Genomic DNA, 11,689 nt, shown 5'->3' on the forward strand with positions numbered 1-11,689 from the left:
CATCATGATGCTAAAAGCGGTTGTCATTGACGATCAGCCATCGGTTCGCCAAGCGCTGATTAAGCTGATTCCGTGGGATAGCTATCCTTGCGAGGTCATGGGCGAGGCGGGGGACGGAGAGCAGGCGAAAGCCATTCTCGTCAGCGTTCGGCCAGACATTGTCATTGCGGATATCCGGATGCCAAAAATCGATGGCCTTGCCTTAACCGAGTGGATTAATGCCAACGTCGAGGATTGCTGTGTCATCCTTATTACGGGCTACCAGGAGTTTAAATATGCACAGAAGGCGCTGGAATTAGGCGTTTACGCCATTATTTCCAAGCCGATTCGCTATAACGAGCTTGGCGAGACGATTCGCCTAGCCGCGCAGGAATTACTGGCGAAGCGAGTCAAGCGGAGCGAATGGGACCGCGTGATGAAGGAAAAGCATTTCAGCGCATTGCTGGATGGAAGGATAGATACCGCAGCGGAGCAAGCGGTAAACCTGTCAGCCAAAGCTCCGAGATTTATGCTTGCGCTGGTTAAACCTGTGCAAAGACAGGCTGTGCGAGAGGTGACTTTGGAAAAGGGGCAGCGGAAGCAGGATGTGGAATTGGAAGGCATGCTATCGGATCAGACTCATCCTACCTTCTACCAATGGTACAAGCTGCAAAAAAACGACGATACGCTGTATCTTTTTCTATACGATAATGACGTTCAATCCCGCGAGCATAAAAGCGAAATCTTGAAAGTACTCGCCGCGTGGCAGGAAATTTATAAGCGTGACGGGCAGTCGAGTGCCTCAGTCGTCGTCAGCTCCTTCTACAAATCATTCGAACGGCTCGGCGATGCTTACACCGAATTAATGGAGCTCAAGAACAAAATTTTTTTTCAAACGGACAACGGACAAGCCCATCCGCCGGCACGCAAGCGCGATCAGCCGATTACAGAGCATGGAAAATTGATGATTATAAACGTGCTCGAAACGTTTCAAGATGGCTTTGAAACCAAATCAGAGGAGGAGCTTGCTGACGGAATCAGCCATATGCTTGCGGAAATAACCGCGTTCAGCAAGGACAATGTTCCTTTAGCCAAAAGTCTGATCTCTGAGCTGTGCTTCATGGCGGTGCGCAAATATTATCGGACGACGGGAAATGAGCTAGGCTTGCCCGTCAGCGTGGAGGATATGCTGCGGGCGGTGGAGCGGCTGGATAACATGAACCAGGCAATGGAGTATGTGAGCCGTCTCTTTATAGCTGTCAGGGAAGAACTAACTCGAGATACTAATGACTACGGCTCACTCGTTCGCAGCGTGATGAAGCATATTCATGAGCATTATGCCAAGGAGCTGTCGCTCCAAGGCGTAGCCGAGCAATATTCCGTGAATCCAAGCTACCTCAGCCGTCTGCTCAAGAAGGAAACGGGCAAAAACTTCGTAGATATTATCGCCGGAACACGGATACATGCAGCGAAAAAGCTGCTACGTGATCCGAGCAGTCGGGTCAATGAGGTTGGTGAAAAGGTTGGCTATCAGAATTACACATATTTTTATCAAATATTCAAAAAGTATGAAGGCATCTCACCAAAAGAGTTCAAAAATAACAGTTAGATATATTGATTTTGCTTTAAGTAGAGGGGGATACGGCCAGTGGGCAGTGTCCTTTTTTTATAAATGGAAAAGGTCATAATAACGAATAAAAAGTAAAAATGGGGTCATTTTTTTAGTATCGGACGCAGGTTAGTATTAAAGAGCAAAGAAGAAAGCACTTACATGACAACGATCGATACGGGGGGATTTTGATGAAAACAAGGTCAAAAATGATTATGCTTGTATGTTTGCTAATGGTTATGTCCACCTCGCTGCTTGGCTGCGGGAAAAATGACAACAAGCCAGAAAACGCGAACCCGGATGCAACGAATGCGGGAGGCACGGGTGGGGAGAAGCTGCCGCCGATGGACATATCCTTTCTCACCTATGCAAATTCGCCATTCTCGCAAACGGACAGCGCGGATGCGATTAAGCAGATCGAGGAGTATACAAATACGAAGCTGAATCTCCAAATCGTGCCTTCGACCGGAGGTGAGGAGAAGCTGAATGTAACGATTGCTTCGGGGGATATGCCGACGCTGCTTGCTACCGTCGTGAAAAACTCAACGATCATCAACGCTGCCCGTGCAGGCGCTTTCTGGGAAATTGGCGATTTGATCAAGGACTATCCTTATTTCTCTGAAATCAACAGCGTCGTTTATGACAATATTTCGATTGATGGCAAAGTATACGGACTTCCGCGTACGCGCCCGCTCATTCGGCCGGTGCTTGCTTACCGCACTGATATTTTGAAAGAGCTTGGCATGAAGGAGCCGGAAACGCCGGACGAGCTGTTCGAGGTGCTGACAGCCGTGAAACAGAAATATCCTGACATGACGCCGCTGATGGACATTGACGGCAATGCGGATTGGACGCTGTACCCGTTTCTGTTCCAATCGTTCGGAACGCCTAACAAGTGGGAAGTGAACGCAGCAGGAGAGTTCATTCCTTACTTCGAAAGCCCAGGCTATACGGAAGCAATGAAGTATCATAAGAAGCTGTATGACGCAGGTTTGCTAAACGAGGATTTTGCAGTAGCCAAGCAAAGTGACAAGGACCAGCGTGTTCGCAGCGGCAATGCCTTCGCTTTCATTCAGGCGGCGGACAGCGTAAATGATGAACGGGCTTCGATCCGGAGCGGCTCAAAAAACGAAAATGCCGATCTTGATTTCATCGTCAGCCTCAAGGATGCCAGCGGTAAAATGACAGTGCGTGCTTTACCAGGGCACAATGGCATGTTGTTGTTCCCGAAGAGCAAAATCAAGGACGAGGCGCAGTTGAAGCGAGTGCTGGATTTCGTAAGCGCGCTGCATGATCCGGAAATGGCCAATTTGCTGGAGTACGGCATCGAAGGCAAAAACTATGAGCTGAAAGACGGAGCACCTGTGCTTCTGGACCGCCAAGATTATTTGGACCGTATCACGAATTTGAAAACATTACTCTCCCGGCTGAACTTTAATACAACGGTGGCAGAGAAGACGGAGCTTCAGAAGAAGGGGGACAGCGTAAGCGCAGATTATATTGACTTTGCGATTTCCAATCCCGCAGACCCGTTATACTCCGATACTTTTGCTCAGAAGGGTTCGCAGCTTGAACGCGATCTTATCGATACGATGATCCGGTATTCGATGGGCGTTACGGATGAAGCGGGCCTGAAGAAAGCGCTGCAGGATTGGTACAGCAAGGGCGGCACGCAAATTGCCAAGGAATTTGCTGAGCAGTTGGCTAAGCAGAAGCAATAAATAGCACACAAACCGGTTAGTGAAGGAGAGGGCAACCTCTCTTTCTTCTTTTAACCCCTTATATCAGCAGCTAGAGGACATTATTGCAACGTACAAGGAGGAAGATTATGAAGAAAGCTCCAGCCATGTTAGGCCCGCTGACAGCCGCAATCCATAAATCAGAGCGAGCACGCAAAATAGTGAAGCGGCCGATGCTCTATTTGATGCTGCTGCCCGGCATTGCTTATTTTATTGTGTTTAAATATTTTCCGATGTGGGGCTTATTGATGGCTTTCAAAAACTATCAGCCTTATCTAGGCGTATGGAAAAGTGAATGGGCAGGATTTACCCATTTCCACCGTTTTTTTACCGAGGATACGTTTTGGGTGCTGTTTAAAAACACGTTTCTGCTCGCGGTGTATGACATCATTATCTTCTTCCCGCTAACGATTGTCCTGTCTTTGCTGCTCAATGAAGTAGTGAAGCAGCGAGTGAAAAATACGATTCAGTCGATCATTTATATTCCGCATTTCTTATCCTGGGTCGTCATCGTCGGTGTTTTCCATATTTTCTTTGCCAGCGATGGTTTGGTGACTGATATGATTACGCAGGCAAGCGGCACGAAAATTCCGTTTCTGACTAGTCCCGATTGGTTCAGGCCGCTTATCGTCATTCAAGTCATCTGGAAGGAAATCGGTTGGGGGACGATTATTTTCTTGGCTGCACTCTCCGGCGTTAACCCGCAGCTGTACGAGGCGGGAAGGATGGATGGCGCGAACCGCTGGAAGCTGCTTTGGCATATCACACTCCCATCCATTCGCAGTGTCATCGTCATTTTGTTTATTTTGCGGCTGGGTAATTTTCTGGATACCGGCTTTGAGCAAATTTTCCTCATGGCGAATGCTCTGAATCGCGAGGTAGCGGATGTATTCGATACGTATGTCTACCGGACTGGCTTGACGCAAGGGCAATTCAGCTATAGCGCCGCGGTCGGATTGTTCAAGTCGGCGGTCGGACTCATATTGGTGCTGGGCGCTAACTGGACCGCCAAAAAATTAGGTGAAGAAGGCTTATACTAACGATGTCATTCATCAGGAGGCACTATTATGCAGGATAAAACAATGGCAAGCCGCATCTTCGACATTAGCAATTATACGTTTCTACTTTTGTTTGCGACGGCCACGATTATGCCTTTCTTCTATATAATATCGTCGTCCATTTCCAGCACGGCAGGGTTTATACCGAGGGACCTGACGTTTGAATGGTATGGATTCGTCTTTAGTAATTCGGCTTTTCTTAGAAGCTTATCCGTCTCGGTTCTCGTTACGGTAGCTGGCACGCTTGTTAATCTGGTTCTGACATGCCTGATGGCGTTTCCGCTTGCGAAGAAGGAGCTTGTGTTCCGCAAAACGATTATGATGGGTGTTATCTTTACGATGCTCTTTAACGGCGGCATGATCCCTCTTTATTTTGTCGTGCGAGGAGCGGGGATGCTGGATTCGATATGGTCTCTTATTCTGCCTACAGCAATCAGTGCATTCAACTTGATTATCGTGAAAAACTTTTTCCAGAACCTTCCGGAGGAGCTGGAGGAATCGGCGATGATCGACGGATGCAAGGATCTTGGGATTTTATGGAGGATTATTATTCCGCTCTCCAAGCCGGTACTTGCAACGTTTGGGTTATTTTATGCGGTAACGCACTGGAACCGTTATTTTGACGCGATCTTGTATATCAATAACAGCGCAAAATGGCCCATTCAGGTCATGCTTCGGCAAATCATTATTTTGTCCGAGGGCGGCGATGGCAGCGACCCGGAGCTCGCAAGCCTCATTTTGCATGCACAGAACATTAAGATGGCGGTCATTATTGTAGCGACGATTCCGATTTTGCTGATTTACCCGTTTTTGCAAAAACATTTTGCGAAGGGCGTATTGTTAGGCTCCGTAAAAGGGTAGGGGGAGGAGAAGCGCATGACTACGAAAGCAAGCTTGCCAACGACACTTCAGCCTCTGTTTGATTATCCGATACGGGATATTTCGATTTGCCTTGGTGCAGACGGCTTCTATTATATGACAGGCACGACAGGAGACCCGGATTGGTGGGCGGTCACGGGGGACATTAAGCTTTGGAAATCTGCCGATTTGCAAAGCTGGACGACTGTCATTAGTGAGCCTCGGCGGCAAAGCACCGTGTGGAACATCGACCGGGATGGGACATGGCAGAAGGAGATCCAACTGCGTGACGGCTACCCGTTCCGACCACTGTGGGCGCCGGAAATCCACTTTATTAGGGATAATTTCTGGATCACATACAGCATTCCACGGCTGGGAAACGGTGTGCTGCGGAGTACCAGTGGGCGTGCGGAGGGGCCTTATGTTGACCATATTAGGGCGGGCACGCCGATTAGCGGGCATATCGACGCCTCCCTGTTTCAGGACGATGATGGCGAAGTCTACTTCTTATGCGACAATGGGAAGATTGCGCGTATGAATGAGGATATGAGCGGCCTCGCGGAAGAGCTTCGGCTGCTCTCGCCCTCCAACGCGGAGCATGTCGGGTTTGAAGGTACCTTCCTGTTTAAGGCGGGGGGACGCTATCATCTGGTAGGAGCAGAATTTATGGATGGGGATTACCACTGCTATGCTGCAAGTGCCGAGCATATCTATGGTCCTTATGGTGATCGTTATTTGGCAATTCCCCATGGCGGGCATAATACGCTATTTCAAGACAAATTGGGGCAATGGTGGAGCACGTTTTTTGGCAATGACGAAAACGCTCCTTTTCGAGAAAGACCTGCGGTTGTCAAAGTGGCCTTTAATGAGGAGAACCGGTTTTATCCAGTTGACTGAGCAATTAGTTGAGTCACATGCTGAAGGGGAACATGCAAAGGGGGAAGAACGGATTGGACAGCGGCTTTTATTTGAACAACATACGGTCTCCCATTTTGCTGCAGGGCAGCGAAACGACGGGATACCGCGATCCGACAGCCGTGTATGAAGCTGGCTTGTTCAGGCTCTATTTTACGCTGGTACAAACGGAGCCGGATGGACAAGTTTATATGTATACGGCGATGAGCGAGAGCAAAGATCTGCTCTATTGGAGCAAGCCAGAGCGGCTGACGGCTCGTGATCAGCAATTGAATTTCTCAAGTCCTGGAAATATTATCAAGAATCATGATCGCTGGGTGATGTGCTTGCAAACCTATCCGAGGCCAAAGGGAGAAAAATATGGAAACGATACCTCCCGCTTGTGGACAATGGAGAGTGATGACCTCGTTCACTGGGAGTCTCCCCAGCTATTAAAGGTGAAAGGCGAGCAGGTCGACACTGGGCAGATGGGCCGGATGATTGACCCGTATTTGGTAGAAAGCGCAGAGGAGCCTGGACTTTGGTGGTGCTTCTACAAACAAAACGGAGTCAGCTCCTCCTATTCTCGCGATCTGGTGCACTGGAAGTATGCGGGCAGGGCGAATGCGGGTGAGAATGTCTGTATCATACGCGAGGAACACGAATATGTTATGTTTCACTCGCCCGAGAACGGGATCGGTATGATGCGATCAACGGATCTGCAGATGTGGCGAGAGGAAGAGAAGCTTCTCACACTGGGACAAGAGCATTGGCGCTGGGCGCAGGGGAGATTAACGGCTGGCTTCGTGCTGGATTGCAGAGAGGTAGAGGGCGTTCGCAAGTATCTCCTGTTCTTTCATGGAACGGGCCCCGAGAGCGAAGAGACGATTTTTGATACACATGCATGTATCGGAATGGCGTGGAGTGATGATTTGGTTAACTGGGAATGGCCGCGTATTTAGATGATGAGGAAGAGGCGAGAAGGATGGACAAGCAGCAGTTTTGTTACCAAAATCCACATGAGGGCGGACAGCCGGGCAACATTCGTGATCCATTTATTATAAAAACAGGCGGGCGCTATTATTTAACCGCATCCTCGGCGCCGTTCTGGAACGGGCCATGCCTTGGCATTCGGCTGTGGTCCTCGGATAATCTCATAGACTGGACAGAAGAGGCTATGCTGCTGAGCAGATCGGAGATCCCGGCCGATGCTTGGTATGTGGATCGCCTCTGGGCACCCGAAATCCATGAGACAGGCGGGTTGTTTTATTTGACGTTCAACGCTCGAAATGAGGAAACGGGCCATAAGCATTCCTGCGGCATAGCCGTTGCGGAGCAGGTGACGGGACCTTATCGCTTGTTGACGCCAGAGCGCCCGGTTATTGTGCATGAAGAGCTTTACATGGACGAGCAGTCAACGGCAGATGACCGTTATATCGCCAATGATGCCTCATTGTATACGGATGAGGACGGACGCCACTTCTTGCTTTATAGCAATGCTATGGGCATATTTGGCTGGGAAATAGCGCTGCCAGTCTGCGAGCTGATCGGTGAAAGATTCAATATTGCCTTGCCAAGCACGGATGATTGGGATACAAAAATCGAAGGTCCGGCGATGCTGAGACGCGGCGGCGTCTATTATTGTTTCTATTCGAGCTTTACGCGTTCCTATGAGATCGGTATACTAACGGCAAGCAGCATTAAGGGACCGTGGACGAAGGATGAGAGAAATCCGATTATCGTTCCGACAGGGGACATCTCCCACGCAGGCCACAACTGCGTGTTCACCGGACCGGATGACCGGTATTGGATCGCCTATCATATCCAGCGACTTGAGGACCCTGTGGAGCGTCTTGCCTATGATCCTGTCGATTTCAATAGGGAAGGCCAGATTCTGTCAAACGCTCCGACGACATTGCCGCAGCACATCGTTTGAACTCAAAGCAAGTAATCCGCTGAAATATAATCAGCCGAAAGGATGGTTGGCATGTATCTCTTCAGTTATTTCACAACAGAGGAAGAAAAGCTTTTTTTGGCCGAGAGTCAGAATGGGCTGGATTGGGAATTGTCTAATGAAGGTCAACCCGTGTTTGCTTCGAGCGTAGGCACAGGGCAACTGCGTGATCCACATCTGATTCAGGATCATGAAAGCGCATTCCATCTGGTATGGACAGACGGCTGGTCAAGCCGGAGCATCGGTTATGCAAGGTCTAAGGATTTGCTGACTTGGGAGGATGAGAAGCTCATTCCGGTCATGGAGCATCTGGAGCATACGCAAAACAGTTGGGCGCCGGAGGTGTTTTTTGATTCCACGGTGAGCGCGTATCGCATCATCTGGTCCTCCACCGTTGGCGGAGCAGAACGCAACCATCGGATATGGTCAACGACGACCAAAGATTTTCAAACGTTTACCGAAAGCAAGCTCTTCTTTGATCCAGGATATAATGTCATCGATGCGACGGTTACGGATATGGGTGATTCCTTCTTTATGCTGTTTAAAGATGAACGGGGATCGAACGAGCAGGGGACAGCCCATAAGGCGATGCGCTCCTGCTGGATTTCGAAGGCAGGCGCAGACCGGGATTTACCGGAGGTTGGCGAAATATCGGGGCTGCTGACGCCGCCGCTAACAGAGGGCCCTTCGCTTTATGCGATTGATGCAGGCGGCTCGAAGCAGTGGCAGATGATTTTTGACGGGTTTCATGAGCATTTTTACAGTGCGGTCTCCTCTAGGGATCTGAAGACGTGGACGCAGGCTGATCAGCAGCTTAAGCTGCCTGAAGGTGCACGACACGGTTCGGTTCTCAAGGTGAAATAGAAAATGAAGCACGCGTTTTCTCCTAAAAGGAGAACGTGTGCTTTTTTGTTTTGGATACCGATTAGACGTAGGGGTGGGGTCATACGTTATAATAGAAAGAGGAGCATGGGAGGATATGGCTTGCTTCGTAATTTCTTCATTACATAAGGAACAGGATGAATAACCATGCTTCAACTATTTGGAAGAAGTATCCGTGATTTTCGCGATACCTATAAGAAACATTTGCTGTTTGAATATTTGTTTATGCTCCTGACAAGCTTCGTTATTGTTCCGATTATTTCGTTTATTTTCAACAGGATCCTTAGGGTGGTTGGCTCTGGATCGGTATTAAATGGCGATGTATTCAAAATCGGGCTTAGCTATACCGGAGTAGCTGGCTTGCTTGCCATTTGCCTGGTCGCCATGTTTGTTTTATTTATTGAATTCGGCGTCGTCATTACGATTGCGCAGCAGCATTATTTTGGCAAGGATATATTGATTGCTGATGCGCTTGTGACGACGCTCCGCCATACGCCGAAGCTGTTCGGATTCGGTATTATCCAGCTGTTGTTCTTCCTGCTATTTCTGGTGCCGTTTATCGATTCGCCGTTGTCGACCTCGTTATATGCTCAGTTTAATGCGCCGATTTTCTTCAATAGCCGAGTACTCAGCTCTTCTTACACGATGCTGGCCTTGTATGCGCTGCTGTTTCTGCTTGGCGTGTATCTGTTCCTGCGCTGGATATTCGTCTTGCATTTCATTATGATCGAGGGCAAGTCGATCCGGATGGCGATTCGAAGCAGCCTTGTGCTGACGAAGGGCAAGCGCTTGTCGATTCTAATTAACTTGTTTTTGGTAAACGCAGTCATCTTCTCGCTTGGTTTCATGGTTATTTCCTCGGTTGCCTATTTGCCGTCATGGTTGAATATCAATGTGCTAAAAGCGATAACTGACCATTATTCTTTAACCTTGTCTACGGTGCTAACCTACATGTTCACCTTGATGCTCGTCCCTGTGAACATTATTTTTCTGACGCGCCAATTTTATCATTACAGACGCCGTAAAGGGGAAAAGCCACAAAATCAATTGCGTATTTATAAGAGCTGGATTCTGGGAGCGATGGAGAGCCGGTTTTACGCTTTTATTGGGCGAAGAACCCGGAAGCGGGTCTTGTACGTATCCATTATTGCGGCATATTTGGCGCTGGCGCTGACGGTCAGCTATGCAGCGAACGATAACCTTGTGTATGCCAAATGGAGCGTTCTGATTGCTGCACACCGTGGTGATACGCAGGATGCTCCGGAAAACTCGATGCGTGCGGTCCGCAGTTCTATGGAGCAAGGAGCCAATGCCGTAGAAATCGATGTCCAGTTGACGAAAGACGGCGTTGTTGTGCTGCATCATGATTATAATTTGAAGCGATTGACCGGTAATGCCAAGCGGGTAAACGAGTTGAATTATGCCGAGGTTGCAAGGCTTAGCATAGGCAGATACGTGAACGAAGAGGATGAAACGGAACAATTCGACCGTATTCCAATGCTGGCCGAGGTTCTGGCAGAAGCTCAGGGGAAGACGAAGCTGATTATTGATCTGAAGCCGTATGGTCCCGGCGAGGACCTAGCCAAAGCGGTCGTGGCGCTTATCGAGCAGTTCGATATGGTCAAGGATTGTTATATTCAGTCGTTTGACCGCGAGACGCTTCAACAAATTAGGCTGCTTAACCCGGATATTCAGATCGGGCAAATTCTTTATTTTGCAGTAGGCGACCTTTCGCTCCTTGACGTTGATTTCTATACGATCGAGCAGGTGATGCTGACGAAGCAGCTGGTTGACCGCGCGCATAAGCTGGGCCGTGAGGTATGGGTGTGGACGGTCAATAGTGACCGTAATTTGAAAGAGGTGCTGAAATTCGAGATCGATGGCATCATTACCGATTACCCTTCACGGGTGCACAACATGGTTGAACTAAATGTGTAGCGGCCAAATGGAAGGGGCAAGCAGCGTGACGCAAATTGAAAAATACGAACCCTTTATCCGGTCGCTTCCTTCTGGGCGCTTGTCCAAGGAACAGTTGTTTGTAAAGGAGCTGCTTCTTGAAGAGGCCGGAGCGATGTCCATTTATTATGTACCGTATGAATATGTGAATGTGAAGGCGAAACTGATGATTATCGGCATTACGCCGGGTTTTACGCAAATGGAAGTCGCTATTCGGAGCGCACGGGACGATCTGCGGGAGGACGTGCCAGCGGAGCAGATTGACCAGCGCGCCAAAGCGCTTGCCAGCTTCGCAGGCTCGATGAGAACCCATTTAATCGAAATGCTGAATCAGTTGGAGCTGCCTTTATGGCTTGGACTTGGCAGCAGCCAGTCGCTATTCGAGGAGCGCCGGGATTTGCTGCACACGACCTCTGCGATCAGGTACCCGGTGTTTATCCATGGCAAAAACTATACCGGCCACAGCCCGCCCATTTTAAAGTCGGAGATATTATACAGCTACGCGGAAAGCATTTTCCTGCCGGAGCTGTTTGCTGTTGAGGATGCGCTGGTTATCCCCCTTGGCAAGTCGGTAGCTGAGGTGGTGCAGCGTTTTGCAGATGAAGGTTGGATAGATTCGCAGAGATGCTTGTTCCAAATGCCTCATCCTTCAGGAGCAAATGGTCACCGGCAAAAGCAATTTGAGCAGCACAAAGCGGACATGAAGCAGCAAATCAGGGATTGGTTCCAGAAGTAACAGCAGCATGAGAACAGGGAGTGA

General features: G+C 49.1%; 10 protein-coding genes. All 10 read left to right on the forward strand.

The window, feature by feature from the left end; all coding sequences use genetic code 11:
- The first annotated feature begins 4 nt into the window (after positions 1 to 4).
- The gene (locus tag E0496_RS24195; protein WP_161601547.1) at positions 5 to 1,588 is read left to right on the forward strand and encodes a response regulator transcription factor; all 1,584 of its coding nucleotides are present in this window, start codon (positions 5 to 7) and stop codon (positions 1,586 to 1,588) included.
- 191 nt (positions 1,589 to 1,779) lie between these two features.
- Positions 1,780 to 3,309 (forward strand): extracellular solute-binding protein, encoded by a 1,530-nt coding sequence (locus tag E0496_RS24200; RefSeq protein ID WP_141504318.1) that lies wholly within the window; start codon positions 1,780 to 1,782, stop codon positions 3,307 to 3,309.
- A gap of 107 nt (positions 3,310 to 3,416) precedes the next feature.
- Positions 3,417 to 4,367, forward strand: coding sequence for an ABC transporter permease (locus tag E0496_RS24205; protein WP_141504319.1), 951 nt, complete (start codon positions 3,417 to 3,419; stop codon positions 4,365 to 4,367).
- Between the two features lie 27 nt (positions 4,368 to 4,394).
- Complete coding sequence (locus tag E0496_RS24210; RefSeq protein ID WP_141504320.1) at positions 4,395 to 5,246, forward strand: carbohydrate ABC transporter permease; 852 nt, start codon at positions 4,395 to 4,397, stop codon at positions 5,244 to 5,246.
- Positions 5,247 to 5,261: 15 nt separating this feature from the next.
- Entirely contained in the window at positions 5,262 to 6,140 is an 879-nt protein-coding gene (locus tag E0496_RS24215) for a family 43 glycosylhydrolase (RefSeq protein ID WP_141504321.1), read from the forward strand.
- A 53-nt stretch (positions 6,141 to 6,193) separates the two neighbouring features.
- The gene (locus E0496_RS24220) at positions 6,194 to 7,099 is read left to right on the forward strand and encodes a glycoside hydrolase family protein (RefSeq protein WP_141504322.1); all 906 of its coding nucleotides are present in this window, start codon (positions 6,194 to 6,196) and stop codon (positions 7,097 to 7,099) included.
- The gene (locus tag E0496_RS24225) at positions 7,084 to 8,073 is read left to right on the forward strand and encodes a family 43 glycosylhydrolase (protein WP_141504323.1); all 990 of its coding nucleotides are present in this window, start codon (positions 7,084 to 7,086) and stop codon (positions 8,071 to 8,073) included. The genes E0496_RS24220 and E0496_RS24225 overlap by 16 nt, the downstream gene beginning before the upstream one ends.
- A gap of 51 nt (positions 8,074 to 8,124) precedes the next feature.
- Entirely contained in the window at positions 8,125 to 8,955 is an 831-nt protein-coding gene (locus tag E0496_RS24230) for a glycoside hydrolase family 43 protein (RefSeq protein ID WP_141504324.1), read from the forward strand.
- Positions 8,956 to 9,120: 165 nt separating this feature from the next.
- The gene (locus E0496_RS24235; protein WP_141504325.1) at positions 9,121 to 10,911 is read left to right on the forward strand and encodes a glycerophosphodiester phosphodiesterase; all 1,791 of its coding nucleotides are present in this window, start codon (positions 9,121 to 9,123) and stop codon (positions 10,909 to 10,911) included.
- A 25-nt stretch (positions 10,912 to 10,936) separates the two neighbouring features.
- A complete protein-coding gene (locus tag E0496_RS24240; RefSeq protein WP_141504326.1) occupies positions 10,937 to 11,665 on the forward strand; it encodes a hypothetical protein in 729 nt (242 codons plus the stop codon).
- Positions 11,666 to 11,689 lie beyond the last annotated feature (24 nt).

The organism is Paenibacillus luteus (assembly GCF_006542765.1).
GTDB classification, from domain to species: domain Bacteria; phylum Bacillota; class Bacilli; order Paenibacillales; family Paenibacillaceae; genus Pristimantibacillus; species Pristimantibacillus luteus.

Excerpts from the sequence above, each read along its gene's own strand:
- E0496_RS24195 (WP_161601547.1), top strand. The coding sequence starts at position 5 with ATGATGCTAAAAGCGGTTGTCATTGACGATCAGCCATCGGTTCGCCAA.
- E0496_RS24225 (WP_141504323.1), top strand. The coding sequence starts at position 7,084 with ATGGCCGCGTATTTAGATGATGAGGAAGAGGCGAGAAGGATGGACAAG.
- E0496_RS24210 (WP_141504320.1), top strand. The coding sequence starts at position 4,395 with ATGCAGGATAAAACAATGGCAAGCCGCATCTTCGACATTAGCAATTAT.
- E0496_RS24200 (WP_141504318.1), top strand. The coding sequence starts at position 1,780 with ATGAAAACAAGGTCAAAAATGATTATGCTTGTATGTTTGCTAATGGTT.
- E0496_RS24205 (WP_141504319.1), top strand. The coding sequence starts at position 3,417 with ATGAAGAAAGCTCCAGCCATGTTAGGCCCGCTGACAGCCGCAATCCAT.
- E0496_RS24230 (WP_141504324.1), top strand. The coding sequence starts at position 8,125 with ATGTATCTCTTCAGTTATTTCACAACAGAGGAAGAAAAGCTTTTTTTG.
- E0496_RS24235 (WP_141504325.1), top strand. The coding sequence starts at position 9,121 with ATGCTTCAACTATTTGGAAGAAGTATCCGTGATTTTCGCGATACCTAT.
- E0496_RS24215 (WP_141504321.1), top strand. The coding sequence starts at position 5,262 with ATGACTACGAAAGCAAGCTTGCCAACGACACTTCAGCCTCTGTTTGAT.